24 protein-coding genes and 1 tRNA gene are annotated in these 25,858 nt (G+C 63.5%); 7 read left to right on the top strand and 18 right to left on the bottom strand.

What is annotated here, in order from left to right:
- The 3 genes from EOD15_RS00300 to EOD15_RS00290 all read left to right on the top strand — a co-directional run.
- Nucleotides 1-811: LysR family transcriptional regulator (locus EOD15_RS00300; RefSeq protein WP_148129477.1), on the top strand; the 811-nt coding region annotated here is incomplete at its 5' end.
- Nucleotides 812-909: 98 nt separating this feature from the next.
- Nucleotides 910-1,353 carry a hypothetical protein gene (locus tag EOD15_RS00295; RefSeq protein ID WP_127321433.1) on the top strand — a complete coding sequence of 148 codons (444 nt, stop codon included), beginning with the start codon at nucleotides 910-912 and terminating at the stop codon, nucleotides 1,351-1,353.
- A complete protein-coding gene (locus EOD15_RS00290) occupies nucleotides 1,350-3,506 on the top strand; it encodes a phosphatidylserine/phosphatidylglycerophosphate/cardiolipin synthase family protein (RefSeq protein ID WP_127321432.1) in 2,157 nt (718 codons plus the stop codon). Before EOD15_RS00295 ends, EOD15_RS00290 begins: the two co-directional genes overlap by 4 nt.
- A gap of 438 nt (nucleotides 3,507-3,944) precedes the next feature.
- Here the strand turns inward: EOD15_RS00290 and EOD15_RS00285 are convergent, their stop codons facing one another.
- The 10 genes from EOD15_RS00285 to rsfS all read right to left on the bottom strand — a co-directional run bounded on the left by EOD15_RS00285 (nucleotide 3,945) and on the right by rsfS (nucleotide 13,527).
- A complete protein-coding gene (locus EOD15_RS00285; RefSeq protein WP_127321431.1) occupies nucleotides 3,945-5,201 on the bottom strand; it encodes a D-amino acid dehydrogenase in 1,257 nt (418 codons plus the stop codon).
- 119 nt (nucleotides 5,202-5,320) lie between these two features.
- Nucleotides 5,321-5,875, bottom strand: coding sequence for a nucleoside-diphosphate kinase (locus EOD15_RS00280; RefSeq protein ID WP_127408232.1), 555 nt, complete (start codon nucleotides 5,873-5,875; stop codon nucleotides 5,321-5,323).
- Nucleotides 5,876-5,877: 2 nt separating this feature from the next.
- Entirely contained in the window at nucleotides 5,878-6,300 is a 423-nt protein-coding gene (gene rnk / locus EOD15_RS00275) for a nucleoside diphosphate kinase regulator (protein WP_127321811.1), read from the bottom strand.
- 275 nt (nucleotides 6,301-6,575) lie between these two features.
- Nucleotides 6,576-7,715 carry an alanine racemase gene (alr, locus tag EOD15_RS00270; protein ID WP_127321812.1) on the bottom strand — a complete coding sequence of 380 codons (1,140 nt, stop codon included), beginning with the start codon at nucleotides 7,713-7,715 and terminating at the stop codon, nucleotides 6,576-6,578.
- 77 nt (nucleotides 7,716-7,792) lie between these two features.
- A complete protein-coding gene (locus tag EOD15_RS00265; RefSeq protein WP_127321813.1) occupies nucleotides 7,793-8,308 on the bottom strand; it encodes an RNA pyrophosphohydrolase in 516 nt (171 codons plus the stop codon).
- A gap of 156 nt (nucleotides 8,309-8,464) precedes the next feature.
- Nucleotides 8,465-9,634 (bottom strand): divergent polysaccharide deacetylase family protein, encoded by a 1,170-nt coding sequence (locus tag EOD15_RS00260; protein ID WP_127408231.1) that lies wholly within the window; start codon nucleotides 9,632-9,634, stop codon nucleotides 8,465-8,467.
- A 211-nt stretch (nucleotides 9,635-9,845) separates the two neighbouring features.
- Nucleotides 9,846-11,177, bottom strand: coding sequence for a S41 family peptidase (locus tag EOD15_RS00255; RefSeq protein ID WP_024502881.1), 1,332 nt, complete (start codon nucleotides 11,175-11,177; stop codon nucleotides 9,846-9,848).
- Nucleotides 11,178-12,491, bottom strand: coding sequence for a murein hydrolase activator EnvC (locus EOD15_RS00250; RefSeq protein ID WP_245463525.1), 1,314 nt, complete (start codon nucleotides 12,489-12,491; stop codon nucleotides 11,178-11,180).
- A 148-nt stretch (nucleotides 12,492-12,639) separates the two neighbouring features.
- Nucleotides 12,640-13,122 carry a 23S rRNA (pseudouridine(1915)-N(3))-methyltransferase RlmH gene (gene rlmH, locus EOD15_RS00245; protein WP_127317727.1) on the bottom strand — a complete coding sequence of 161 codons (483 nt, stop codon included), beginning with the start codon at nucleotides 13,120-13,122 and terminating at the stop codon, nucleotides 12,640-12,642.
- A 27-nt stretch (nucleotides 13,123-13,149) separates the two neighbouring features.
- Nucleotides 13,150-13,527, bottom strand: a complete 378-nt coding sequence (gene rsfS, locus EOD15_RS00240) for a ribosome silencing factor (RefSeq protein WP_013529073.1) — start codon at nucleotides 13,525-13,527, stop codon at nucleotides 13,150-13,152.
- Between the two features lie 242 nt (nucleotides 13,528-13,769).
- Here rsfS and EOD15_RS00235 point away from each other — a divergent pair, with 242 nt between their 5' ends.
- The gene (locus EOD15_RS00235) at nucleotides 13,770-14,621 is read left to right on the top strand and encodes a mechanosensitive ion channel domain-containing protein (protein WP_127317725.1); all 852 of its coding nucleotides are present in this window, start codon (nucleotides 13,770-13,772) and stop codon (nucleotides 14,619-14,621) included.
- Nucleotides 14,622-14,630: 9 nt separating this feature from the next.
- Here EOD15_RS00235 and EOD15_RS00230 read toward each other — a convergent pair whose 3' ends face one another.
- The 5 genes from EOD15_RS00230 to obgE all read right to left on the bottom strand — a co-directional run bounded on the left by EOD15_RS00230 (nucleotide 14,631) and on the right by obgE (nucleotide 20,159).
- Nucleotides 14,631-15,914, bottom strand: coding sequence for an MFS transporter (locus EOD15_RS00230; protein ID WP_127317723.1), 1,284 nt, complete (start codon nucleotides 15,912-15,914; stop codon nucleotides 14,631-14,633).
- Nucleotides 15,915-15,982: 68 nt separating this feature from the next.
- The gene (locus EOD15_RS00225) at nucleotides 15,983-16,615 is read right to left on the bottom strand and encodes a nicotinate-nucleotide adenylyltransferase (RefSeq protein ID WP_245463524.1); all 633 of its coding nucleotides are present in this window, start codon (nucleotides 16,613-16,615) and stop codon (nucleotides 15,983-15,985) included.
- 27 nt (nucleotides 16,616-16,642) lie between these two features.
- On the bottom strand, nucleotides 16,643-17,929 hold the full coding sequence (locus EOD15_RS00220; RefSeq protein ID WP_127317721.1) for a glutamate-5-semialdehyde dehydrogenase: 1,287 nt from the start codon (nucleotides 17,927-17,929) through the stop codon (nucleotides 16,643-16,645).
- Nucleotides 17,930-17,932: 3 nt separating this feature from the next.
- Nucleotides 17,933-19,123, bottom strand: a complete 1,191-nt coding sequence (proB, locus tag EOD15_RS00215) for a glutamate 5-kinase (RefSeq protein WP_127317719.1) — start codon at nucleotides 19,121-19,123, stop codon at nucleotides 17,933-17,935.
- Between the two features lie 4 nt (nucleotides 19,124-19,127).
- Nucleotides 19,128-20,159: a GTPase ObgE gene (gene obgE, locus EOD15_RS00210; protein ID WP_127266818.1), complete on the bottom strand. Its 1,032-nt coding sequence runs from the start codon at nucleotides 20,157-20,159 to the stop codon at nucleotides 19,128-19,130.
- Nucleotides 20,160-20,293: 134 nt separating this feature from the next.
- On the opposite strand from obgE, the gene EOD15_RS00205 reads away from it, so the two are divergent.
- Nucleotides 20,294-21,163, top strand: a complete 870-nt coding sequence (locus EOD15_RS00205; RefSeq protein WP_127317717.1) for an endonuclease/exonuclease/phosphatase family protein — start codon at nucleotides 20,294-20,296, stop codon at nucleotides 21,161-21,163.
- Nucleotides 21,164-21,340: 177 nt separating this feature from the next.
- Here the strand turns inward: EOD15_RS00205 and EOD15_RS00200 are convergent, their stop codons facing one another.
- The 3 genes from EOD15_RS00200 to EOD15_RS00190 form a co-directional block, all read right to left on the bottom strand.
- Nucleotides 21,341-21,928, bottom strand: a complete 588-nt coding sequence (locus EOD15_RS00200) for a GNAT family protein (protein WP_185928958.1) — start codon at nucleotides 21,926-21,928, stop codon at nucleotides 21,341-21,343.
- 119 nt (nucleotides 21,929-22,047) lie between these two features.
- Nucleotides 22,048-22,317: a 50S ribosomal protein L27 gene (gene rpmA / locus EOD15_RS00195; RefSeq protein ID WP_013529063.1), complete on the bottom strand. Its 270-nt coding sequence runs from the start codon at nucleotides 22,315-22,317 to the stop codon at nucleotides 22,048-22,050.
- A gap of 97 nt (nucleotides 22,318-22,414) precedes the next feature.
- Nucleotides 22,415-23,095: a 50S ribosomal protein L21 gene (locus tag EOD15_RS00190; RefSeq protein WP_127317713.1), complete on the bottom strand. Its 681-nt coding sequence runs from the start codon at nucleotides 23,093-23,095 to the stop codon at nucleotides 22,415-22,417.
- Nucleotides 23,096-23,503: 408 nt separating this feature from the next.
- Between EOD15_RS00190 and EOD15_RS00185 the strand changes: the two genes are divergently transcribed.
- Together EOD15_RS00185 and EOD15_RS00180 are read left to right on the top strand one after the other, a co-directional pair.
- Nucleotides 23,504-23,593, top strand: a tRNA-Ser gene (locus tag EOD15_RS00185).
- Between the two features lie 114 nt (nucleotides 23,594-23,707).
- Nucleotides 23,708-25,030, top strand: coding sequence for an integrase (locus tag EOD15_RS00180; RefSeq protein ID WP_126057794.1), 1,323 nt, complete (start codon nucleotides 23,708-23,710; stop codon nucleotides 25,028-25,030).
- Nucleotides 25,031-25,858: the final 828 nt, after the last annotated feature.

The raw sequence follows: 25,858 nt of genomic DNA, 5'->3' as shown, positions 1-25,858 counted from the left end.
GCTGGAGCTCAACCACGCCACCGTCTCACGCCGCATCGCCGCACTCGAGGAAGCGCTGCGGACAAAGCTGTTTCGCCGCTTGACCACCGGCAGCGAGCTGACGCCCGCCGGCGAGCGTTTTCTCGACATTGCCGAGCGCATGGAGGGCGACATGATCGCCGCGCGCTCGACCATTTCAGGCGAAGGCGACGACGTTTCCGGCACGGTGCGCATCGGCGCGCCCGACGGTTTTGGTGTCGCCTTCCTGGCCAAGCGCCTCGGCGAACTGACCGCCCTGCACCGCGAGCTGACGATCCAGCTTGTGCCGGTGCCGCGCTCCTTCTCGCTGTCGCGCCGCGAGGCCGACATCGCCATCACCGTCGAGCGGCCGACCGAAGGCCGGCTGGTGGCGGGAAAGCTGGTCGACTACTCGCTCGGCCTGTTTGCCTCGCGCGCCTACGCCGATGCCAATGGCTTGCCCAACACCGCCGCCGAGCTCGGCCAGCACACGCTGATCGGCTACGTGCCGGACCTCATCGTCAGTCCCTCGCTCGACTATGCCGCCGAATTCAGCACGGACTGGCGCACCAGCTTCGCCATCTCCTCGGCGCTCGGCCAGGCCGAGGCGGTGCGCTCGGGCGCCGGCATCGGCATCCTGCACACCTTCGTCGCCCGCTCGATGCCGGAATTGGTATCCGTCGATGTGGTCGCGCCGATCCGCCGTGCCTACTGGCTGGTCTATCACGAATCGGTCAGGCCGCTGCGCCGCGTCCAGATCGTCGCCAGCTTCATCACCAAGATGGTGGAGCGGGAGCGGAGCCTATTTGTTTAGCCGTGCCGCCTTTTCCTTGCCACAAAACCGGCCAGAGTGGCATCAGACGTGCAGCCGCCGCGTAGAGACGATCCCTTAGAAAGCTGGCGCGGATAGACATGCGAGCCGTTCTTGCCATCCTGCCGCTGCTTTTCGTTTCCGCTTGCGCCAATCCGTGGACGAAGGTCCCGGAGGCCGAACTGCCCAAGCCGATCCGCTACGCAATGGCGCGGCCTTCACCTTTCGTCTTCGGCAATTATTGCGGCCCTGGCACCCGCACCGGCGATCTATCGGCCCGGCCGGCCGACCGCCTCGATGCGGCCTGCCAGGCGCATGATGCCTGCTACATCGCCCGCCACAACCATTGCGACTGCGACGGCACCCTGGTCGCCTCGGCGAAAGCGATCCGTGACGACAAGACAGCGCCACGCAAAATGCGCGGCGAGGCCGAACTGTTGATCGCCACCTTTGCCATCCCCGTCTGCAAGGTCTTCCCGCAGGGTTTCATGCCGCCGCGCGATCCGGCGCAATTGAGCGCCCTGAAGACCGGAGCCGCCGGGTGAAGGGTCGCGCATCCATCGCCATCGTTCTGTTCGGGCTGGCTGTCCTTGCCGGCTGTGCCGGCGCTGGCCGCAATGCCTGCGATCTCCTGCAAGGCCAGAGCGCTTGCGCGCGACCCGCGCTCTCCGCCGAGACAGCTGGGCCGCGGATCGCCGCCGCGCAGTTTTTCGGTGACGCCGGCACGAGCGACTATGAAAAACGCTTCCTGGCGCTGCTCGCCCACCACCAGCTTGGCGCCATGGACCGCGCCAACGGCACCGGCCCTTTCGGCCATGACCGCCATGAGATCGCCAACAGCGATTTCCAGGCGACCTACCGGACACTGCAGCAACTGGCCGGGCCGGTTGCCGAAACGCACCTGCCGCCGGCCGGCGCCAACAGCGGCGAGGGCCATTTCGATGGACGCTGGCGGGTGTCGCGGCAGACGCTCTACATCGATGCGGCGGCGCGACCTTCGGCACCCAGGGTCTTCGATTTCTCGGGCCTGCAGGCACGCAGCGTCGAGATCGTGCTGCGCCAGGCCGGCAAGCAACCGGCCGACATCGAGGGCACCTGCGACGGCACGCTGGCGATCCGTGCCGGCGCCGGTTCACGCACCATCGCCACGGGCACGGCATTCCGCTTTCACCTGGCCGGCGAGGACGACACGGTCAGCCTGTTTCCAAGTGACAGCCTGAACCGCTGCACGGCAAGGATCCGCTCCAGCCTTGCCCTGGGAGGCGCGCCGCTCACCATCCAGCGCGAAGAGAGCGCCGATCCGGCTCTCGCCGCCTTCGACAGTCGCTACGAGCGTTGCCCGACGCCAGACCCAACCGGCCTCGATCCTCTCAGCCGCGCCTTCTATGCCAGCCGCTGGCTGTCGCAGACCTGTGCCTTGCCGATCGGAAAGCCGCGCCTGCTGCGCAAGTCGCGCGACGGGTTCAACGCCAAGGTCGAGGCTCTGATGGGAGCGCCGCTGTCCGACAGCGCCATCGACAAGGGCGACCCGGAGCTGCCGCTCGATTTCTCCAGGGCACCAAGGCTGAAGCTGATCTACCTGTCGTCGCTGGAGTTCAAGGCCGACTTCTCCGGCCGCATCATCGAACGGCTGATCCGCCACCATGCAGCCCTCGGCACCAAGGTGCGCATCATGGTCACCGACATGCTGGAGCGCGACAAGGACGACGCCCTGCTGCATCGGCTGGCGGCCGAATTCCCCAATGTCGAATTGCAGGAATATCGCTGGCGGGCGGACCATGGTGCGCCGATCGACGAGCAGATTTCACAACTGCACAAGGTCCATCACGTCAAGATGCTGGCGACGCTTGCCGACGATCCACGGCGGTCGCGTGCCATCATCGGCGGCCGCAACATCCATGACGGCTTCCTGTTCCACCAGCCGATCGATCTGTCGCGCTATCCCGATCTTGAGCAATACGGCAAGACCAACGGGCTCTCGCTGAACTACTATTCGAACTGGAGCGACTTCGACATCGAGTTCGCCGATCCGGCCACGGTCGAAATGCTGGCTGCGCATCTTTCGACAGTGTGGCTGCGCGACGCCGACACCAATCTGGCGCGCCCCTTCTCCATTCCGGTCCGGTCCGACGGCGCCCGCCCGTCAGGCACGGCACGACACTTCATTTCGGTGCCCTACGAGGACGGCCATGCGCTGGAGGACTATTTCGTCGAACTGGTCGACGCTGCCCAGCACCATATCCAGATCGTCAATCCCTACCTCAACCTGACGCCCAAGCTTGCCCAGGCTGTTGACCGGGCGCTCGCCCGCGGCGTCAGGATCGACATTGTCGGCCGCATCGATCTCAAGGGCGATATCGGCGGCAAGTTTCTCACCGCGCTCAACAAGCTGTTCGTCGAGAAATATGGCGACCGCATCAACATCCGCGAATTCAAGGCGCCTGACGTGGTGCTGCATTCCAAGATCATGATGATCGACGAAAGGCTGGTCGCCATCTCGTCGGTCAACCTCAACAACCGCAGCTTCTTTCACGACAGTGAGAACGGCATGATGGTGCTCGATCCGGCCTTCTACACCAGGATGAAGCCGGTCTATGACGGCTATGTCGCGCACTCCAATCCGGTCGCCACCAATGTGACGATCCCGTGGGCCTACCGGCTGCTGTTCGACGAGGACTGGGTCCGGCAGGCATTCTGACGGCGATTGTATCTGACCAACCCAAAGTGAAAGCAGGGAATATGGTCCTAGCCGGCCGGCGTCTAGCTCGTTCGACGCAGCGAGCGGATAAAGAGCATGAGGGATACGAGAGTGAACGCTGGGTTGCGATTGAAGCCCCACCATCCTCCTGATCGTTCTAGGAGTTCCGCCTCTAGTGGGTCTGTCGGACCGAGCGGGCCGCCTGCGATATGCTCTCCCTCAGGATGAGGCCGCCTTGCGGCCTTAAGTTCTGCAACGCGCGCGCCCAGTTGGTTTAGCCGCGCTCGCAACTCTCTATCAGTGAAGTCTGAACCCATTCATATATCATCGCACTACGCAGGATCGGACGCTAGGCGCTACCCAGCCGTAGGGAAGTGGCTAGCAAGCGCCTCATAAGTAGAGGATAGCGCGCTCTCGCCATTCTGACCAACACATGCCCTACCGAAAATAGCGCTCCTGCGCGAGGTCGCGGACGTCGATGTCAGGCACCCGGCTGGAGATGATGTCGGCCAGAACCTTGCCCGAGCCGCAAGCCATGGTCCAGCCGAGCGTGCCGTGGCCGGTGTTGAGATAGAGATTGGAGAGCTCGGTGCGGCCGATCAGCGGCGGACCATCCGGCGTCATCGGCCGCAGCCCGCACCAGAACGTCGCATCCCGCATGGCGCCGGCGCCCGGAAAGAGATCGCCAACCGAGTGTTCCAGCGTGCGCCGCCGCGATTCGTGCAGCCTGAGGTCGAAGCCGGAAATCTCGGCCGTACCACCAACCCGGATGCGGTCGCCGAGCCGGGTGATCGCCACCTTGTAGGTCTCGTCCATCACCGTCGACACCGGTGCCGCGGCGGCGTCCTTGATCGGCACGGTGATCGAATAGCCCTTGACCGGATAGACCGGGATCGGCCGCTTCACCCGGCGCATGAAACCTGCCGAATAACTGCCCAGCGCCATCACATAGGCGTCGGCGGTCTTCCAGCCCTTGCTGGTGCTGAGATTGGCGATGCGGTTGCGGCTGCGGATGACGCGCCAGATCGTCACGTCGTACTCGAACTTGACGCCGCGGGCCACACAGAGTTCGGCCAGCCTGTCGGTGAACATCTTGCAGTCGCCGGTCTCGTCGTGCGGCAGCCTGAGGCCGCCGACGAACTTTTCGCGCACCCCGGCAAGGCCAGGCTCAGCCGCGATGCAGCCGTCCTGGTCGAGGATCTCGTAAGGCACGCCATACTTCTTCAGCACCTCGACATCGCCGCCGGTGCCGTCGAGCTGCTTTTGCGTGCGAAACAGCTGCAGCGTGCCCTGGGTGCGCTCGTCATAGGCGATGCCGGTCGCTTCGCGCAGCGCCTTCAGCGTGTCGCGGCTGTATTCGGCGAGCGGCACCATGCGTGCCTTGTTGATCGCATAGCGCTCGGCCGTGCAGTTGCGCAGCATCTTGATCAGCCATGTCCACATATGCGGGTCGAAGGCCGGCCGCACCACCAGCGGGCCATGCTTCATCAGCAGCCATTTGATCGCCTTCAGCGGAATGCCGGGTCCGGCCCAGGGCGAGGCGTAGCCGGGCGAAATCTCGCCGGCATTGGCGAAGCTGGTTTCTAGCGCCGGGCCTTTCTGGCGGTCGAGAACCGTCACCTCGTGGCCGGCCTCGGCAAGAAAGTACGCCGTGGTCACTCCGATGACGCCGCCGCCCAGCACCATGATCTTCATCGTTCACTCCTTGCCGCCGCCCGTCCTTGAGGACGCCTGGGCGCGGCCGCATTTCCGATTTGCGCACGATCCCCTGCGAAAATCGATGCCGACTTTCGGGATCGTGCAGTGTTGCCTGTTCACGCCGCCGTGGGACCGGGGTCGTCATCCCCTGTCTGCCGCATTCCGGCCCTTTCGCCAAGGGGCCGCCAATCGGCTGCGGCGCTGTAGACGAGGGTGAGCCCATGCGGCCGTCGCGCCTCGGCCTGGGATTTCTTCCTGACGGCACGCCGCGCGGCCTCCGGCTGGTAGAGCACGGTTGCAATCAGGACCGACTCCCGCCTGCCGTCGGCGTGTTCGATCCATGCAGTCTGACCCTCGGCCATTCCGAGCATGCAAAGCCCCCGCCTTGTCATGATCGACAGGCTGGAGCCGACCGGACCGCGCACCTCGTTCTGCACCAAGGTCCGGGTCTGGGCAGGGCCGACATCGACACGAAACACCAGTCTGCTGTTCAGCGTCACGATATCGGATCCGACCGAATCGATCGCGACGACCTCGGCTTTGGAAAGCTTCTCTTCAAGCATTGGAACAATCGGATCCGCGAAAGCCCGCCAACGCTCCAACATGATCTCGAGGACGGCGAAGTCCTTCGTCGTCAGCCGGAAATTCGCGCCTGTCATCGCCGTCTCCATGATCAGGACCCTTCCCGCCCGCAGGCCGGCGCATCGACCGCTTCGATGGTCGCCGACAGTTCCCGGCCGCCACGGCTGCTCCAGCACACTGTCTGCCCGATCGACGCGCCGATAAGCGCCGTCCCCATCGGTGTCAGCACCGAGATCCTGTTTTCACTGATGTCTGCTTCGCCGGGATAGACCAGCGTGATGCGCTGGGTGTGGCCGCCATCGTTGCGGATTGTCACCGTCGAATCCATCCGCACCACGTTGGCCGGCATGGAAGCCGCCGCCGTGACGACGGCACGGTCCATCTCCGAAAGCAGTTCTTCGGCCGTCTCGGGCACGCGGTCGAGCGACGCCCGCGCCAGGCCCGTCAGCCTGTGGTGGTCGGCATCGCTGACCAGAAGCCGGCTCGGTGGACGCAATCCTGTTGCATGTTGCATGGCAAACCTCATGACTTGGCGCATCCAACAGACGCGCGCCTGCCCCCGCACAAACGGTGGCTTGATGAAAAGCCGGCAGCCGCGAAGCTGTCTGGCTCGGGAATGATGATGTCAGGTAGAAATGCCCCGGTTCGGACGAACGCCAAAAGGCGACCGCGCCGGGGCTACGATCCCGCGATCGGGCAGACCCTGAACAAGGTTCTGACATAAGCTGGGTTGCTCATGCAAGGAGCCTTGCCGACAGGCGTCCCGCTTGTCAAGCGCGGCCAAACCGCTCAACTGCCGACATAGCGCCGATGGAAGCGCGGGCCGAGGCTGGTCAGGATCTCGTAGCCGATGGTGCCGGCATGGCCGGCAGCGTCATCGACACTTTGCGAGGGACCGAGCAGTTCGACGAGATCACCCTCGCGCAACCTGCCGGCCGGCAGGGCGGAAATGTCGAGAATGATCGAATCCATCGACACCCGCCCGAGGAAAGGCAGGCGCGTGCCCTCGAACCACGCAGCCGACGCGGCCCGGCGCTGCCAGCCATCCGCGTAGCCGAACGAAATCGTCGCCAGCCTGAGCGGGCCTTGCGCTTGATAGGTGTGGCCATAGCCGACGCCGGCGCCTTTTTCGATGCTGCGCGTCTGTGCCACCTTTGCCTGCAACCGCACCACCGGCAGCATCGGATTGGGCTTTGCCGGCGTCGGATTGATGCCGTAGAGCGCGGCACCGGGGCGGGCGAGATCGTAGTGAAAGCGCTCCCCAAGAAAGATGCCGGAGGAATTGGTCAGCGAGGCCGGTGCCGCCGGCAGCATCTTGCGCAGCTGCTCGAATGCCAATCGCTGCCGCTCATTGGCCGGGTGCTCCGGCTCGTCGGCGCAGGCCAGATGACTCATCACGAACCGGATGTCGATGCCGTCGAAGGCCTGCGGATCGGCGGCAACGCGCTCCACATCCCGGGGCGCCATGCCGAGCCGCGACATGCCGCTGTCGACCTGGATTGCGACCGGCAGTTTTCGGCCGGCGCGGCGAGCCGACACACGCCAAGCCGCCAGTTGCTCGGGGCTGTTGATGACAGCGCAAACGTCCGCTGCCACGGCGTCCGTCTCGGCACCGGACGGAATGCCGTTCAACACGAAAATGGCAGGGCCCGCACCAAGCGAGCGGCGCAGGGCGACGCCTTCGCCCAGAAGCGCAACGAAGAAGACATCGCAGCCTTCGCGCAGCAGCGCCGCCCCGACCTGGCCGGCGCCAACGCCGTAGCCGTCCGCCTTGAGCACACCAGCGCAGGCAACATCGCCCAACCGCGCCTTCAGCCGCCGGTAGTTTTCACGGATTGCACCGAGATCGATGGTGAGGATGGCCCCAGCCGCCACTTCGCTTGTGGCGGTGACCTCTTCTGGCGGCGACTTTTGGGGGGCGTCGTTCATGGCGACCCTTCGCGTGCTAGTGGATACATCAATAGGACCGCCGGGCCGGCGCGGCAACCGCGGTTGTTGTATAGCGGCTATTGCACCAGATGCCGGAATGCCGTCACCACATCCTCATAGACATGGCGCTTGAACGGCACGATCAGGTCGGGAAGGTCCTGCATAGGCCGCCATGCCCATTTGTCGAACTCTGCGGTGTGGCCACCCGGCGGCGGGTTGATCTGGATCTCGCTGACATCGCCGTGGAAGCGAAAGGCGAACCATTTCTGCGTCTGGCCGCGATACCGGCCCTTGAAGGCCATGCCGACGAGATGGTCCGGCAAATCATAGTTGATCCAGTCCGGCGCCTCGGCCAGCAGCGAGACGCCTCGCATGCCGGTCTCCTCATAGAGCTCGCGCTCGGCCGCCTGCAATGGCTCCTCGCCCTCGTCGATGCCGCCCTGCGGCATCTGCCAGAGCTGCGTCGTGCCGGCAAATTCGCTGTCCGGTTCGGCAATCCGGTGCCCGACCCAGACAAGGCCCTCGGCATTGAGGATCATCAGCCCGACACAGGGACGGTAAGGCAATTTTTCGCGGTCGATTTTTTTTGCCATGAGTGATGGGGTCCAGCCGTTTTGAGAATTCGCTCCGGTGAGGCGGGTGGCGAGCGGTTTCGAGAACCGGAGCGGAGCGTACTTAAAGTACGTGAGCACCGGAAGCGCAGAAAACGTCGCCAGATGCCCGCCGGAGTAGAATTATCAATACGGCTGTTAGCCTTTTTGCGGATCTATAGCCACCGCTGAAATCGGCACGATCTCGATGCCGCGCTTCTTGGCCTCGACCACCCAGGACGACACGGTATCGACCGTCAGGTCGAAGGCCGAACCGATGCCGACGGCAGTGCCTTTGGCCCGCGCGGTCGCCTCCAGGCTGTCGAGCTTCTTCAGGATTTCGCCGCGATCCTGCACGGCATCGATCGCCATGTCGCCGGCGACGAACGGCACGCCGTCCTTCAGCGCCAGGTCCGGCGCCAGGCTGCGCGCCGACGAGCCGTCATCGATATAGGCAAGGCCGCGTTTGCCGAGCTCGGCCATGAACGGCTCCATCGCCGCCGCGTCGGCGGAAAAGCGGGCGCCCATATAGTTCATGACGCCGGTATAGTTGGTCGTCCGCGACAGCGCCCAGTGCAGGCTCTTCAGATTCTCATCCGCGCTCGCCGCCACCGTCAGCGTGTTGCGGCCCGGATTTACCTTCGGATAATCGAACGGTTCGAGCGGCACCTGCATGACGATCTCGTGGCCGCTCTGCCTGGCTGCCTGCATCCACCGGCCGATGCTGTTGCCTTGCGGTGCGAAAGCCAGCGTCACTTCCGCCGGCAGCTTGGCGATGGCCGCCTGGGTGCCGGTCTGCGAAACCGAAGGCCCGCCGATGACGATCGCCACCCGTGCGCCGCGCCCGCCCGACCAGGGCCGCGCATAGACGTCGAACGGCCGCCTGCCATCCGTGGCGCGCACCGGCAACGGCCCGGTCTCGCTGGTCTCGATCAGCGCCTTGTCTGGAATATGCGCGATCTTCAGGTTCTGGCCGATGGTCGACGGATCGCGAATGACAATCGCTGCCTTGGGCGGCCCATCGCCCTCCTCCGTCTGCACATGGATGATCTGCGGCCCGCCTGATTTAACCGGCGCCTCCGGCTTCGGGGGCGATGCGGGCGGCGCAGGGGCAGGCTCGGCCGCCGCGGTCACTTTCGGCGTTGAAACGGCAACCTCTTGCGGCTTTCTAAACGGCTTTTCCCTGAGCGCGATCGCGCCGGAGACGCCGGCCACCGCCAGCACGGCCACTGTCGCCATGATCGCACCGCCGCTGATCTTGCCGGCGGCGCGCGGCGGCCGGACTGCCTGTCCGAGCGGGCGTTCGATGTCCTTGTCGATATCAGCCAAGCCTAATCCCCGGGCACATGGCTCCGAAGACGAAGCCGCTTCGAAAGACATGCGCGAATTCATCAATCCCGGCGCACCCCGCGCCATATCTCGGGAGCTTTGCCTCGCCCCCCGAATCAAACTGCCGGAACCTCTCGGTCCCGGCAGCATCGCATTGCTTCCATCTGGCTCAAACAGAAAGATGGGGCGGCGCGTGCGCCGCTCCAGATCCTTACTGGTTGAGAACCGCCTTTTGCGGATTGGGCGGGAAGGACGGATCGGTCTTCTGGCCACGCAGCAGCTGCTCGGCATAGATGAGCTGCAGATCGTCTTTCGGATCCGGCGGCACATAGGCCGCCGAGCCCGAACCCGTCGTGCTCTCGTCGGCGCCCTTGATATGGCCCTTGAGATCGGATTCGCCACGTGTCAGATCCCTGCCCTGCAGTTCCGGCGGCAGTGGCTGTTCGACCTTGATGTCCGGCGTGATGCCCTTGCCCTGGATCGACTTGCCGGACGGCGTATAATAGAGCGCCGTCGTCAGCCGCAGCGCACCATTCTCGCCGAGCGGAATGATGGTCTGCACCGAACCCTTGCCGAAGGACTGCGTGCCGACCACCGTGACACGGCGCAGGTCCTGCAGCGCGCCGGCGACGATTTCCGACGCACTGGCCGAACCGCCATTGACCAGGACGATCATCGGCTTGCCGTTGATGTCGTCGACCTGCTTGGGCTTGGCGTCGAAGCGGGTGACGTCTTTGGGGTCGCGGCCGCGCGTCGAGACGATCTCGCCGCGGTTGAGGAAGGCATCGGACACGCTCACCGCCTGGTCGAGCAGGCCACCCGGATTGAGGCGGAGATCCAGAACGTAGCCCTTCAGCTTGTCGTCGGGAATCTGCTTCTTGATGGTGTCGATGGCGTTCTCGAGGTCGTCATAGGTCTTTTCGGTGAAGGAGGTGATCTTCATGTAGCCGATGTCGTTCTCCACCCGGAACTTGACCGCCTTGACCTTGATGATGTCGCGCACGACCGTCAGTTCGATCGGCTTGTCGGCGCCCTGGCGCAGGATGGTCAGCTTGATCGGCGTGTTGACCAGGCCGCGCATCTTGTCGACCGCATCGTTGAGGGTCAGACCGCGAACCTCTTCGCCGTCGATCTTGGCGATGTAGTCGCCGGCCAGCACGCCTGCCTTGGCGGCCGGCGTGTCGTCGATCGGCGTGATCACCTTGACCAGATCGTTCTCCATGGTGACCTCGATGCCGAGGCCGCCGAACTCGCCCTTGGTCTGGACGCGCATATCCTGCGCCTGCTCGGCATTCATGTAGGAGGAGTGCGGGTCAAGCGAGGCCAGCATGCCGTTGATGGCATTCTCGACCAGCGACTTGTCGTCGGGCGGTGTCACATACTGTGCCCGCACCCGCTCGAAGATATCGCCGAAGATCGCCAGTTGCTTGTAGGTCTCCGACCCTGCAGCGTTCGCCGCCGAGCCGGGCGCGCCATAGACCAGGCTCATGGCGGACGCGCCCATCAGCGCACCGGCAAACAGAAGCGACAGTTTCCGCATTATTCACGTCCTTCCAGAAAAACGGTCCGCCCACCATGGGGCCGGATCGACGGGTTTTCCATCCTTGCGGAACTCGACATAGAGTTCCGGCGTGGCATTTCCATTCTTCGAAACCGAGGTGCTCGCCACCCGGGCCTCTCCCATCGCACCGATCGGCTCTCCTGCAAGCACTGATTGACCGGTCGCGACGCTGATTCTGCTCATCCCCGCCAAAACGACATGATAGCCGTCGCCTGCGTTCAGGATCAAGAGTTGACCATAAGAGCGAAACGGCCCCGCATAAAGCACATTTCCATCCGCCGGCGCGGTAACGATGGCTCCCGATTGTGTCGCAACCATGTCGCCAAGCATCACCGCGCCGTTACCGTCATCGGCGCCGAATCGCCGCTTGATACGGCCGGTCACCGGCAGCGCGATCTGTCCCTGAAGGGCCGAAAAGGGCACCGCGGCGGCAAGTTGGTTGCTTTCCGGAACGGGCAGCGACGCCAGTTCCGCCGGCGCCGATGTGTTGTCGCCATCCGGTGTCTTCGGCTCCGCGGCCTTGGCCGCATCGGCGGCCTTGCGGCTCTTGTCGGCCTGCGCTTCGAGCGATGCGATCAACTCCTTCAGGCTGCCGGCCTTGGCCGCCAGCGCTTCGGATCGCTGCTTTTCGGCGGCCATTTGCGTCTGCGTGTCGGCTTCGAGCTTCTGCTTGGCCTCCAGCAGCATGCCGAGCCGCTTCTTTTCCGCCGTCTGGTCGCCGACCGCCGCCGTCAGCCGCGCCCGTTCGGCCTCGATCGACGCCGTGAGCCTGGTCTGTTCCTTGAGATCGGCAAGCAGGCTATCGGTCTGCTGGCGCAGTTCCGGCACCACCGCGCCGAGCAGGATGGCGCTGCGCACCGACGACAGCGCGTCCTCGGGCTTGACCAGGATCGCCGGCGGCGGGTTGAGGCCCATGCGCTGCAACGCGCCCAGCACTTCGGCCAGAACGTCGCGCCGCGCCATCAGCGAGGCGCGGATCTTCTGTTCCTGGCCCTTCAGTCCTTCCAGCCGGGCGCCGATGTCCTCGATGTCCTGGCCGAGCTTCTGCTCGGTCATCGCCGACTGGATCAATGCGGCGGTGATCGAGGCGTGATCCTTCTTGATCGTCGCGATATCGGCGGAGAGTTTGGCCAATCGTTCCGACGACAGCGTGATCTCCTTCGAGACCCGTTCATATTCGGCCCGGCTCTGATCCGGATCGGGAGCCATGTCGAGCGTGTTTTCCGCCCGCCCCGCATGCAGCGACAGCACAAGCACCGCCACCGCGATGCCGCAGCGTGCGCGCCATGAGCCCATTCTTGATTTTCTGTCTTCAGACATTGAAGCCCGACTCTATGCGTGGCTTCGTTAACGAACAATCAACCATGTTCGAAACCGCCCACTCGGTGCAATCTTGCCTCGGCATTGGGGCGGAAATCCGGGTGTACTGCACCAATTCACCGGTTCACGAGCGATGATAGGGATGTCCCGAAAGGATGGTGGCCACCCGATAAAGCTGCTCTCCCAGCATCACGCGCACCAGCTGATGCGGCCATGTCAGCAATCCGAACGACATCACCAGTTCGGCCTGGTCGCGCAGCGAGTGATCGTGACCGTCGGCGCCACCGATGGCGATGACCAGCGCCTTGCGGCCACCATCACGCAACAGGCCAAGGCGCCCGGCGAAATCTTCCGAGGAAAAGCTTTTGCCGCGTTCGTCAAGCAGGACCAGCGCGGTGCCAGGATGCAACTGCGTCTGCAGCTTCTGGCCTTCCTCGCGCCGCCGCTCGTTGGCGGTCTGGCTGCGCCCCTCGGCAATCTCGGCAATGCCGCCAAATTCAAGCCCCACGGCCGGGCCGCTCTTGGCGAAGCGCTCGAAATAGCGGTCGGCAAGCAGCTTTTCGGGGCCGGCTTTCATCCGGCCCACGGCATGAACTGATATCTTCATCCTCGCCTTGTAAGCCGCGCGAACGACTTAGTGGAGCGTTTCTTCCTCGAGGTCCGGCGCCTGCCACATCTTTTCGAGATTGTAGAATTCGCGGACTTCGGGGCGGAAGACATGGACGATGATGTCGCCAGAATCGATCAGGACCCAGTCGGCGCCGGACAGCCCCTCAACGCGCGCGGTGCCGAGACCGGCATCCTTGATCGCTTTGAGAAGATGATCGGCGACAGCCGCGACATGACGGTGCGATCGGCCCGAAGCGACGACCATGTAGTCGCCGAGGCTCGATTTCCCCTGGATGTCGATGGAGACAATGTTTTCGGCCTTGGAGTCTTCCAGACTGGCAAGGACTGTCTTGATGGCGCGGGACACGGCGTCGTCTACGCTGATCCTGGCCGGCGAAGGCATGATATCGGCCTTCTTCCGCAGTGCTGTTCTCAGTGTATTTCCTTTCGCAGCAAGAACAACCAAATCACCCCTTGAAGCAGGTGACACCACTTAGATAGGCAGAGTTCCCTGACAGTTTCAAGACGGGACCCTGCCTCGCACGAACGTATTGTCGCTCTTGTGGTTCCGCTGCACGCCGGAAAAGATCGGAACCCTCACCGCCCGCATGGGTTATCGGCTCACCGACCAACCGGATTCCCCCCATGCCGATCGACCCGCAAAACGCCTTTCTCAGCGTCCAGGCTGGCCTCGCCCAACTGAGCACGCTGATTGTTTCGTACTCCTTCTCGGCCATCGGTGCCGTCATTCTCTTGATTGTCGGCTATATCGTCGCCGGTCTTGCCGAACGTTCGATCTTCGCCGGTCTCGGCCATATCCATGGTTTCGACGCGACGTTGCGGCATTTCTTCTCCAAGATCGTCCGCTACGCCATCCTGATCCTCGTCACCATCATGGTGCTCGGCCAGTTCGGCGTGCAGACGGCCTCGATCATTGCCGCGATCGGTGCCATTGGCCTCGCCATCGGCCTGGCGTTGCAGGGCACGCTGCAGAACATCGCCGCCGGCATCATGCTTCTGGCGCTGCGGCCGTTCCGCATCGGCGAATCCGTCGAGGTTGGTTCGATCGCCGGCACGATCGAGGAAATCGGTCTGTTCGCGACCAAGCTCAGGACCGCCGACGGCGTCTACATCCTGGCGCCCAACTCGACGTTGTGGAACCAGCCGGTGCGCAACTTCTCGCGCAACGGCGTGCGCCGCAGCGATATCACGCTCAGCATCGGCTCCTGGAACGACATCGACAGGGCGCAGAAAACCTTGCTTGCAATTGCCGCGGCCGAACGGCGAGTGAAACGTGAGCCGGCGCCGATCGCTTTCGTCTCGACATTGGGTGACAGCACTGTTTCGATTGCCTTGCGCTATTGGACATCGTCGGCGGACTTCTTCGCCACCCAGACTGATCTCACCAAGCGCGCCAAACAGGAATTCGATAGCGAAGGCATATCGATCCCGCTGCCGCCGCCGGAAGCGCCCCAACCCGAAGCCCGCCGGCAATAGTCGGTTGGCTCAGTGCCGGCCCTCATCGTCCGGTGAGAAGGCAAGTTCGACCGGCAAAGGCGCCTGCGCCGTCATCGGTGCGAAACTGCCGGTTTCACCGACCGGGACCGCACCCGTCGTGAAGACGCGCAGAAGCACGAACAGGCAGAAGGCTGCGGCGATGAGAACAGCCACATAGATGAAAGCCTGCGTTCCAAAGACGGCCGAAAGCGCCGTCACGATGCCGGGCACGACGAAACCCGACAGCGACCAGGCAAATAGAAGCGAACTGGACAGCGCCACCATGTCATCCTTGCCGGCGCGGTCGGCGGCATGTGCGCTGGCCAGCGAATAGATCGATTCCGAGGCGCCGTCCCACACGATATAGATCACAACCAACGCGGCCAACGCGCCGCCATCGTACCCGAGCGCAAATACGCCGGCGACCATGGCAAGCGCGGATGCGGCGATCAGCACATAGCGGCGGTCGGTTCGGTCGGAAATCCAGCCAAGCGGGATCTGCAGGATCAGCGTGCCGAGAGGCATCGCCGAAAGCAGCAGCGCCACATCGGCCTGGCTGTAGCCCTCGGCCGTGGCGTGGATCGGCGCGAAGCCCGCAATCGACATTGACAGGCCGCCGACCGCAAGCATGCCGGCGACGCCGACCGGTGAAACCCGCCAGGCGCGGCGCAGCGCCACCGAGGCCGCCTGCGGTGCCGGCGGCTGGGCAAGTCGGGTCATCCCGACGGGAAGGATCGATAGCGCCGTGAAGACGATGCCGATCAGCGGCGCATCCGCTGTCCTGATATCGACCAGCGCCAGCGTCGCGTAGCCGACCCCGAGCCCGGCGACATAGGCAACGTAGAAGAAAGCCATCACCCGGCCGCGGATGGCGTTGGCAACGGCGTCGTTGAGCCAGCTCTGCGCGACGATGAACAGGCCGCAGATGGCAAAGCCGTAGAGCGCGCGGGCGGCTATCCACAGCAGCGGATGGACCCCGGCGCCGACAGCGGCGTTGGCCAGTGCGATCAGCGCCGACAACACCATGAAGGCACGGGCATGGCCGACCCTTCGCACCAGCGGTCCGGTCAGGATGCATCCGGCGAGCCCGCCGGCCGAAAGTCCGGTGATGATCAGCCCGGCCCAGGTCGGATCGAAACCCTCGGCGCCGAGCCGGACCGGGATATAGGCAAACATCAGCCCGTTGCCGACGGCTATCAGTGCCATCGACACGATGACGCTGGCAATCGCGATCAGCGGTGTGGGCTCGGCGCCCTGCTCGGCTTCGCTGCGGGTTTTCCTGGGAATCGACATGCCTGCTCAGGATTGCCCATGAAACGGGCAAAGGGAGCGATAAAAGCGACATGGGCGGGCGGTCGGGCTCACCCCTTCGCCAGCTTGCGGATCGCGCTCGATGACAGCGACGAGCGCGGGCCGTGGATGAAAGTCCAGGCCGGTGCCTTCATGCGGGCAAGCCGCGGCGCATCGCCCTCGTCGATGCGGGCATAGTCGAAGGTCTTGGCGACGACGGAGGACAGGAACGACAGCGTCGCGCCCGGACGGTCGATGACGGCGATCGGGAAGGTCATGACGATCTCGCGCCAGCGCTGCCAGCGGTGGAAATCGCGCAAACTATCCGCCCCCATGATCCAGACGTAGTCGATGCCGGGATTGCGCTCCTTGACCAGCGCCAGCGTGTCGGCGGTGTAGCGGACGTGATGGGCGGCTTCGAAGGCGGTGACCTTGATCTTCGGGTTCTTGGCAATCTGCTCCGACAGCTGCAGCCGTTCGCCGAGCGGCGCCAGTTCCCTGGTGTTCTTCAGCGGATTGCCCGGCGTGACCATCCACCACAGCTGGTCGAGCGCCAGGCGCCTGAGCGCGATCTCGGCGACCAGCGCATGGCCGGCATGCGGCGGATTGAACGAGCCGCCGAACAGGCCGACGGCGAGGCCTTTCTCGGCATGCGGCATCTTCAGGTAACGGGAGGGTACCGCCGGTTCGGAAGATGCCAGCATTGCCTCAGGCTCTGACAACGAAAAGATTCAAGGCCTCACCTGTCCCGACCCGCGCACGCGGTATTTGAACGAGGTCAGTTGCTCGACGCCGACCGGTCCGCGCGCATGCATCTTGCCGGTGGCTATGCCGATCTCGGCGCCCATGCCGAACTCACCGCCATCGGCGAACTGCGTCGATGCGTTGTGCAGCAGGATCGCCGAATCGATCTCGTTGAAGAATCTTTCGACGGCTTGCGCGTCCTCGGCGACGATCGCCTCGGTGTGATGCGAGGAAAACGTCTCGATATGCTCGATGGCACCGGCAACGCCGTCGACCAGCTTCACCGCGATGATGGCGTCGAGATATTCGGTCACCCAGTCGGCATCGATCGCCGGCTTGGCATCGAAAAATACTTTCAGCACGTCGGCATCGGCATGGATTTCGCAGCCGGCCGCTCGAAGCGCGTCGAGGATCGGCACCAGATGCGTGGAGGCAACCGCCCGGTCGACCAGCAGCGTCTCGGCGGCACCGCAGACGCCGGTGCGCCGCATCTTGGCGTTGACCGCAATCCGCACCGCCATGTCGAGATCGGCCGAGCGGTCGATGTAGAGATGGCAGATGCCTTCGAGATGCGCGAAGACCGGCACCCGCGCCTCGTTCTGCACCCGGCCGACGAGGCTTTTGCCGCCGCGCGGGATGATGACATCCAGCGTGCCGCCGAGGCCCTTCAGCATCTCGCCAACGGCGGCGCGATCGGTGGTCGGCACCAGCTGGATGGCGTCTTCCGGCAGGCCGGCTTGCTTCAGCCCTTCGACCAGGCAGGCATGGATGGCGGCTGATGAATTGAGCGAATCCGAGCCGCCACGCAGGATCACCGGATTGCCTGCCTTGAGGCACAGCGCGCCGGCATCGGCGGTGACGTTCGGGCGGCTCTCATAGATGACGCCGACGACGCCGAGCGGCGTGCGCACACGCTCGATATGCAGGTCGTTCGGCCTGTCCCATTGCGCCATCACATCGCCGACCGGATCGCGCAGCGCGGCGATTTCCCTGATGCCGTCGGCCATGGCGCGAATGCGCGCCGGATCGAGCTTCAGCCGATCCATGAAGGAGGCGGAAAGCCCGGATTCCTGGCCGTTCGAGACATCGATGGCGTTGGCGTCGAGAATGTCCTGCTCCCGAGCGACGATCGCCTCGGCCATGGCGAGAAGTGCAGCATTCTTGGCGGCGGTCGTGGCAATGGCCAGCGGTCGGGCGGCAGCGCGGGCACGACGGCCGATATCGGCCATCGTTGCTACGGTGTCATCCCCGGATTTTTCATGCAGTTTCAGCATGGCTCATCCTCCGCTTACATCGCCACCGACCGTGACTTGGTCACCGGCCCCTGTTTGGTCGCCGGCCCGTACTTGGTCACCCGAATGGCTCACCACAAGGTCGTCGCGGTGGATCATCGCCGAACGCGCCTCGTAGCCGAGCACGGTTTCGATCTCGGTCGTCTTCAGGCCCGCGATCCTTACGGCATCGGCCGCATCGTAGGCAACCAGCCCGCGCGCGATCTCGCGGCCCTCGGGCGACAGGATCGCCACCGTGTCGCCGCGCGAGAAATTGCCGCTGACCAGCTTGACGCCGGCCGGCAGCAACGACTTGCCCGACAGCAGCGCACCGATGGCGCCGGCATCGACCGTAAGCCGGCCGGCCGGTTCGAGCTGGCCGGCGATCCAGGTCTTGTAGCCCTTGACCGGGTTGCTGCTCGGCCGAAAGAAAGTAGCGCGCTCGCCGCGTTCGATCGCCATCAGCGGCGACAACCGCGTGCCTGAGGTGATGATCATCGCGGTGCCGGCGGCGGTGGCGATCTTGCCGGCATCGAGCTTCGTGCGCATGCCGCCGCGCGACAGCTCGGAAGCGGCCGCACCCGCCATCGCCTCGATATCGGGCGTGATGCGGTCGACCACCGGAATGAATTTGGCCTGAGGGTCACGCGCCGGCGGCGCCGTATAGAGGCCATCGATGTCGGAGAGCAGCACCAAAAGATCAGCACCCATCATGGTGGCGACACGGGCCGCCAGCCGGTCATTGTCGCCATAGCGGATTTCGGACGTCGCCACCGTGTCGTTTTCGTTGATGACCGGCACCGCCTTCATCTTGAGCAGCGTCGAGATCGTTGCCCGTGCATTGAGATAGCGGCGGCGCTCCTCGGTGTCGCCGAGCGTCAGCAGGATCTGGCCCGATTTCAGGCTGCCCTTGCCGAGCGCATCCGACCACGCGCCGGCCAATGCGATCTGCCCGACGGCTGCCGCGGCCTGGCTCTCTTCGAGCTTCAAGGCGCGCTTGCCGAGACCAAGGATCGTGCGGCCTAGCGCGATGGCGCCGGACGAGACGACGAGGATTTCAGCGCCGCCCTTGGCCAGCGCCGCAATGTCGTCGGCGAGCGAGGCCAGCCAGTCGCGCTTCAGGCCTGTCGCGCGGTCGACGAGCAGCGCCGAGCCGATCTTGACGGTGATGCGCCGATATTTTCCCAGCGACTGCATCGTCCTACTTTTCCCAGCGCGTCTCGACTGGCGCAGCGATCTGCGCACGCGCCTCGGCCACCACCGACATCAGCGCCCGCAGCACCGCCTCGACACCCTCGCCGGTGACGGCCGACAACAGCATCGGCGCGCGGCCGGCGGCACGCTTCAGCGAGGCGACTTTCTTCTTGCGCGCATCGGCGTCGAGCGTGTCGACCTGGGACAGTGCCACGATCTCGACCTTGTCGGTCAGGCCGTTGCCATAGGCCTCAAGCTCCGCGCGCACGGTCTTGTAGGCTTTGCCCGGATTTTCCTCCTGCGCCGAAACCAGATGCAACAGCACACGCGTGCGCTCGACATGGCCAAGGAAGCGGTCCCCGATGCCGACACCCTCATGCGCGCCTTCGATGAGGCCCGGAATATCGGCGATGACGAATTCGCGCGCGTCGATGCGGGCAACGCCGAGGCCGGGATGCAGGGTCGTGAACGGATAGTCGGCGATCTTCGGCTTGGCCGCGGTGACGGCGGCCAGGAATGTCGACTTGCCGGCATTCGGCAGCCCGACCAGTCCGGCATCGGCGATCAGCTTCAGCCGCAGCCAGATGTTGAGCTCCTGCCCCGGCAGGCCGGGGTTGGCGCGGCGCGGCGCCTGGTTGGTCGAGGTCTTGAAATGCTGGTTGCCGAAGCCACCATTGCCGCCCTTGGCGAGCAAAAAGCGCTGGCCGACCACGGTCAGGTCGCAGATCAGCGTCTCGTTGTCTTCTTCGAACACCTGCGTTCCCGCCGGCACCTTCAGCGTGACATCGGCGCCCTTGGCGCCGGTCATGTTGCGGCCCATGCCGTGGACGCCGGTCTTGGCCTTGAAATGCTGCTGGTAGCGGTAGTCTATCAGCGTGTTCAGTCCGTCGACCGCCTCCAGCCAGACATCGCCGCCACGGCCGCCATCACCGCCATCCGGCCCGCCGAACTCGATGAACTTTTCGCGCCGGAACGACACGGAACCGGCGCCACCGTCACCGGAGCGGATGTAGACCTTGGCTTGATCGAGAAATTTCATGGGATTGTACAGTTTCTACTAGTGGCCTTGCGGCATTGCTCTAAACCTTGGCCCTTGCTCTAAACCAAGGCGCGGCGAAGGGCGAGGCCGTTTTGTGACAATGGCCGCGCGGGATCGGCCGGAGAGATGCCGGAATGAAGCTTGTAACTTACAACATCCAGTACGGCATCGGCCTCGACGGGCAATACGATGTCGGGCGCATCGCTGATGCCGTGCGCGGCGCCGACGTGATCGCTTTGCAGGAGGTGACCCGCAACAATCCCCGGAATGGCGGCCGCGACATGGTCGCCGAGATCGGCGAGGCGCTGCCCGACTACTTCGCCGTCTATGGCAGCAATTTCGAGGCCAATATCGGTTCGCACATCGACAATGGCCGCGCCATCACGAAAACCTTCCAGCTCGGCAACATGGTGCTGTCTAAGACCCCCATTCATCTGTCGCGCAACCTGCTTTTGCCGCGCAGCCGCAGCTTTGAGATGATGAACTTCCAGCGTGGCGCGCTGGAAGCGCTGATCGAGACGCCGCTTGGTTTCATCCGCTTCTATTCCATCCATCTCGATCACCGCAGCCCCGTCGAACGCGCCAGCCAGATCGAGTTCCTGCGCCAACGCATGCTGAACTACGCGCTCGAAGGCGGCGCGCTGTCCGGCGTCGCCGAGATCGGCCTGCCGGAATTGCCGCATCCCGAAGCCTTTGTCGGTATGGGCGATTTCAACATGTTGGCCGGCTCACCCGAATATGTCGAACTCGCCGGCCGGCCGGATCATGAATTCGGCATGCCGCTGACCGCCGACTTCGCCGTTGATGCCGCCTTGCGCCTGAACGCCACCGGCGACGATCTCATCAGCTGGGTCGATCCCAAGCAACCCACCGATCCCAGCCGCCACAAGCGCATCGACTACATCTTCACCAGCGCGTCGCTCGCCAAATCCCTGCAGCGCCTGTGGGTTGACCGGAAAGCGGACGGTTCGGACCATCTGCCGGTCTGGGTCGAACTGGGCTGATCCAGGTTTGCCTCCCATTGGTTTCGCGCCGTACCCGATGTGAGTCGAGATTCAGGTCAGGCCGAGCCGAGAATAGTGGCTTCCGAGAACCGGAGCGGAGCGTACTTTTCGTACGCGAGCACCGGAAGCGCAGGAAACCGCCATTCGCAGGCCGGCCTCACCTGAATACGGCACACATCAAAAGTGGACCCAGTTCCGCAAGCTCGTCCAGGTCTTGCGATCGAGCCGGTAGCGCTCGACCGGAACCTGGCCGGCGACAATCGAATTCAGCATGCCCTGGCCGGCATATTGGAACCCGCATTTGTGGATGACGCGGCGCGAGGCCGGATTGATGACCCGGGTCGAGGCATGCAGAACCTGGATCGACGTCCTCTGGAAGGCGAGATCGACCAGCGCATGTGCCGCCTCGGTCGCATAGCCCTTCTTCCAGTGCGGGTCGCCGATCCAGTAACCGAGCTCCAGCCCGCGATCGGTGGTGTTGAGACCGGCGCAGCCGACGAAAGTGTCGGTGCTGGCCAGCGTCAGGGCATAAGCGATACCGGCCCGGCGCGACTTGGTCATGGCCAGGAAACAGCGCGCCTCGGGCTCGCCATAGGGGTGCGGCATGCGGGCCAGCATTTCGGCGACATGGCGGTTGTCGGCAAGTTCGACCAGTTGCGCGATATCGCCTTCGTGAGGCGCCCGCATCACCAGTCGCTCGGTGACCAGCACCGGACAATCTATCGCGTAACTTTCGTCTTCTGAGTCTTCCGCTTCGGCAACCATTTGAAAGTCCTCCAGGCACAAGAAAAAGGGGAGATGGAAACCCATCTCCCCTGATCCTTTTCCTGGCTTTGCCAGACACCGGTCCCGAGATGGGCGCCGGTGTTCTAGTGCGGAACCGGCTACTCCGCGGCTTTGGCAATCGGGTTGACCGATACGTAGGTTCGGCCGTTGGCTTTTTTGTTGAACGTCACGGCGCCGGTCTCGAGCGCAAAAAGCGTATGGTCCGTGCCCATGCCGACATTGACGCCGGGATGCCACGTGGTGCCGCGTTGACGAATGATGATGTTGCCCGGGATGACGGCTTCGCCGCCGAACTTCTTCACGCCCAGACGCTTGGAATGCGAGTCGCGACCGTTGCGCGACGAGCCGCCAGCTTTCTTGTGTGCCATCTAACTAACTCCGTTGCGCCGCAAGGCGCCTAAAAGGCCTTATGAACGCGTTCGCGTTCCGTTTCAAGTCCGATCCGGCGACCAGGTCGCCAGAAAATTACTTCGCAGCCAATTCCTTGGCCTGCTCGCGCCAGTCCTTGATCTGGTCGGCGCTGAAGGACATGTGCTCGTCGATCTTGGCGACATCTTTGTCGGTCAGCTTGGCGAGCTGCGCGAAGGTGATGATGCCCTGCTCGTTGAGATCCTTGGCTGCGACCGGGCCGATGCCCTTGATCACGGTCAGATCGTCCGGCTCACCCTTCGGCGCCTTGAACAGCGGCGCTGCCGCGGTCTCGGCTGCCTTTGTCTCGGCTGCCTTGGCCTTGGGCTCCTTCTTCGGCGCAGCTTCCGCCTGCACCTCGGTGGCGGCCTCGGCCTTCACCTTCTTCGGCGCCTTGACCGATGCCGTCTTCGTCGGCTTGGCGCCACCCAGCAGGATCTCGGAGATCCGCACGGTGGTCAAAAGCTGGCGATGGCCGATCTTGCGGCGCGAATTCTGCCGGCGGCGCTTCTTGAAGGCGATGACGGTGCGGTTCTTGCCCTGTTCGACGACTTCGGCGGTGACCACCGCGCCGTCGACGAACGGCGCGCCGAACGTGACATTCTCGCCCTCGCCATGCGCCAGCACATGGCCGATCTCGACCATATCGCCGACATTGGCTTCGACTTTTTCGATCTTCAGGAGATCGTTGGCGGCAACGCGATACTGCTTGCCACCCGTTTTAATGACTGCGAACATTTTTTGCCTTTCGCTGTTCGGTCGGCCTTGATGAACCGCATCTGGCGGTTCGGCCGTCTTTTTGTCAGTCTGCGGGTTCAAAAAACAAGCGGCGCGGAAGAACCCTCCACGCCGATTGCGCGCTGTCCCTAACCGAAGGTTGGGGGCGAGTCAAGGCAAACCAGCCGCGCCGTTTCCGAGACCGTCATTGGCGGGCACGGACCGGCTGTGCCGACATGCCCACGGCGTTGCCCCCCTGGGCTGAGGATGGGTGACCGGTCGGCAATCTGCCTCGGGTCTCGCTGTACCCCACCAGCCCGTGAATCCGCCGCTTGCCAAGCAAGCCAAATAACTGACGGATTGGCCTTGTAACCTGCCCGTTCAGCCGTTATCTAGTGCGCCGCGCCGGCAACGGCCGACCATGACCGCGGAGAGGTGGCAGAGTGGTCGAATGCACCGCACTCGAAATGCGGCATGGGTGCAAGCCCATCGGGGGTTCGAATCCCTCCCTCTCCGCCATTTAGCTTCCATAATAATCGTTTCCTTTCAAAAGCTTCCTTGTTGCGCTTGACCAGCGCGAAGCGAAACTTATCTTAGACTGTGTAACAAACTGTGTAACATTAGAGAAAGATAATGCGACGTTCCGCAGCGCCAAAGCCGCATAAACGTGAAGGCATCTGGTATCTCGTCCGCAGGGTGCCGAAGGAATTCGCGGCGTTTGATCGCCGCTGCCTAGTACGCATTTCCACGGGCGTCGCCGTGGCTGACGATCCCCGCGGTGTACGGGCGCGAGATGCAGTGCAAAGCCTCGGCGCGGGGCTGGAGGCGTATTGGCGTAGACTGCGGGAAGGCCAATCCGCCGAGGCGGGGCTGCGTTTCGAAGCCGCGAGGAAGCGCGCGCGGTCATTTGGATTGGCCTATCGCTCTAACGAGGAACTAGCAGCGGGGCCGCTCGACGAACTCATGGCCCGTATCAAGCTGCTCCTCGACAAAAAATCGATCGAGGACGCGCAGGACGTCTCGGCCGTCATGGGTGGGGAGAAGCGGCCAGCGGTCCGCCTGAGCGGTCTTATCAAGGAATTCGAGACGATCGAGCAACAGAACTTGCTGACCATGTCGCCTAACCAAATCAAGAAATGGCGTAACCCCAAAAAGCGCGCAGTTGCCAATCTGGTTGGAGTCATTGGCGACAAGGAGATCGCAAGCCTCACTCGGGACGACGCAATCGCGTTCCGCGAGTGGTGGCAAAAGCGGATCGTTGAGGATGGACTTGATATCGGTACGGCCAACAAGGACATCGGCCATGTTTCGAAAATGCTGCGCGTCGTCGATCTGACTCACCAGCTCAAGCTGGAGCCGGTTTTTCGAAACCTGCGTCTTTCCGGCGCCGTCCCCGGGCAACGCGCTGCGTTCACAGCGGAGTTCATTCAGGAGAAGATACTCGCTGAAGGCGCGCTCGACGGACTCAATGACGAAGCCCGCCATCTAATCTATGTGATTGCCGATACCGGACTCAGGCTTTCTGAAGCGGCAAACCTCACCACCGAAACAATCCACCTCGATCAAGAAATCCCGCATGTGCGGGTGCGCCCCAATGGCCGTCGCTTGAAGACCGGTCATTCAGCCCGTGACATTCCCTTGGTTGGCGGCGCACTTGCAGCCATCAAGCTCCATCCGGACGGCTTTCCTCGTTATCGCGACAAGGCCGCGTCACTTTCAGCGCTCGTCAACAAGGTGCTCGCCAGCAAGGAACTTCTGCCGACTTCCGAGCATAGTCTTTATAGCCTGCGACACACTTTCGAGGACCGGCTGACGGCAGTTGAGGCGCCGGAGAAGGTAATTGCTTCTCTGATGGGCCACAAATGGATCCGGCCCAAATACGGCGCGGGACCTTCGTTAGCGCAAAAGCGCGAGTGGCTTCAAAAAATCGCTTTTACCCCGCCCGGGCGAATGTGATTGCGGCGCCATCCAGGCCTTGAGAACCAACCTCACGGCTCCAGCTGTCCGAGCCATTTAGGTTGAGCGTGGCCAGCACGCGCTGCGCTCGCTCGCGATTTCCGAGCTTCCGCCGCATTTGTTCGACCTCGTATTCCAGCCTTTCGAAGGTCGGTATATAGGCATCTCCATGCCGGATGACCAAGTAGGCGGCAACAGCTAGACAGCATTCTAGCTCCGTGGCCGATGGATCGGAAAAAGGGGCGACGCCATACCAAGACGAGCAACGCCTCTCGAGGGCTTCCGAACTAGGCAAACGGCCAGCATGTGGCATGGGATAGAAACCTATGCCTGATCGACGAACCTAAAGTGCTCACGAAGCTTGACCGGTACGCGGGCCATCGGAGGGTTCTGCCTAAAACCGCCAAAAATTTTGAAACACCCATTCATCCGGCTCGAATTCAAAGGGATCGGCGATTTTTGGGTTATGGCTTGCAAGCATAGTTCAGCCCAGACAAGAACGCCTGATATCTTGTCGTTCACTGTCACCCTGCCAAATATGGTGCCGGTGACAACGGCAGTTTGGCGAGCAGAAGAATTCCCGAGACTGAGACGTTCTACGGCTTGGCCCATGTTCGCGCTCCTCCTCGATTGGAGACAGGATGGGCCATATGGAAGCGAATAAAAGGAGGTTGGTGACGAGTCTCGGTAGTGGAGTAGAAACGGGTGGAAAAGCTTGCGCTATTCGCCGTCGGCGCCGCTAAGCGCATTTGAGAGAAGGGGCAACGATCGCCAAGAGATGACGTCCGATCGCAAGCCGGCTAGAAATGCGACAGTGACGCGCCTTTT

Source organism: Mesorhizobium sp. M7A.T.Ca.US.000.02.2.1, assembly GCF_003996995.1.
GTDB lineage: Bacteria > Pseudomonadota > Alphaproteobacteria > Rhizobiales > Rhizobiaceae > Mesorhizobium.
Note: the sequence above shows the minus strand (reverse complement) of the source record. Positions and strands in the feature narration are given on the sequence as shown.

Coding starts and splice junctions, on each gene's coding strand:
- EOD15_RS00295 (WP_127321433.1), top strand. CDS start 910: ATGCGAGCCGTTCTTGCCATCCTGCCGCTGCTTTTCGTTTCCGCTTGC.
- obgE (WP_127266818.1), bottom strand. CDS start 20,159: ATGAAATTTCTCGATCAAGCCAAGGTCTACATCCGCTCCGGTGACGGT.
- EOD15_RS00205 (WP_127317717.1), top strand. CDS start 20,294: ATGAAGCTTGTAACTTACAACATCCAGTACGGCATCGGCCTCGACGGG.
- EOD15_RS00280 (WP_127408232.1), bottom strand. CDS start 5,875: ATGGAGACGGCGATGACAGGCGCGAATTTCCGGCTGACGACGAAGGAC.
- EOD15_RS00250 (WP_245463525.1), bottom strand. CDS start 12,491: ATGGGCTCATGGCGCGCACGCTGCGGCATCGCGGTGGCGGTGCTTGTG.
- alr (WP_127321812.1), bottom strand. CDS start 7,715: ATGAACGACGCCCCCCAAAAGTCGCCGCCAGAAGAGGTCACCGCCACA.
- proB (WP_127317719.1), bottom strand. CDS start 19,123: ATGCAGTCGCTGGGAAAATATCGGCGCATCACCGTCAAGATCGGCTCG.
- EOD15_RS00200 (WP_185928958.1), bottom strand. CDS start 21,928: ATGGTTGCCGAAGCGGAAGACTCAGAAGACGAAAGTTACGCGATAGAT.
- EOD15_RS00230 (WP_127317723.1), bottom strand. CDS start 15,914: ATGTCGATTCCCAGGAAAACCCGCAGCGAAGCCGAGCAGGGCGCCGAG.
- EOD15_RS00225 (WP_245463524.1), bottom strand. CDS start 16,615: ATGCTGGCATCTTCCGAACCGGCGGTACCCTCCCGTTACCTGAAGATG.
- EOD15_RS00235 (WP_127317725.1), top strand. CDS start 13,770: ATGCCGATCGACCCGCAAAACGCCTTTCTCAGCGTCCAGGCTGGCCTC.
- rlmH (WP_127317727.1), bottom strand. CDS start 13,122: ATGAAGATATCAGTTCATGCCGTGGGCCGGATGAAAGCCGGCCCCGAA.
- EOD15_RS00190 (WP_127317713.1), bottom strand. CDS start 23,095: ATGTTCGCAGTCATTAAAACGGGTGGCAAGCAGTATCGCGTTGCCGCC.
- EOD15_RS00220 (WP_127317721.1), bottom strand. CDS start 17,929: ATGCTGAAACTGCATGAAAAATCCGGGGATGACACCGTAGCAACGATG.
- EOD15_RS00180 (WP_126057794.1), top strand. CDS start 23,708: ATGCGACGTTCCGCAGCGCCAAAGCCGCATAAACGTGAAGGCATCTGG.
- EOD15_RS00285 (WP_127321431.1), bottom strand. CDS start 5,201: ATGAAGATCATGGTGCTGGGCGGCGGCGTCATCGGAGTGACCACGGCG.
- rnk (WP_127321811.1), bottom strand. CDS start 6,300: ATGCAACATGCAACAGGATTGCGTCCACCGAGCCGGCTTCTGGTCAGC.
- rpmA (WP_013529063.1), bottom strand. CDS start 22,317: ATGGCACACAAGAAAGCTGGCGGCTCGTCGCGCAACGGTCGCGACTCG.
- rsfS (WP_013529073.1), bottom strand. CDS start 13,527: ATGCCTTCGCCGGCCAGGATCAGCGTAGACGACGCCGTGTCCCGCGCC.
- EOD15_RS00265 (WP_127321813.1), bottom strand. CDS start 8,308: ATGGCAAAAAAAATCGACCGCGAAAAATTGCCTTACCGTCCCTGTGTC.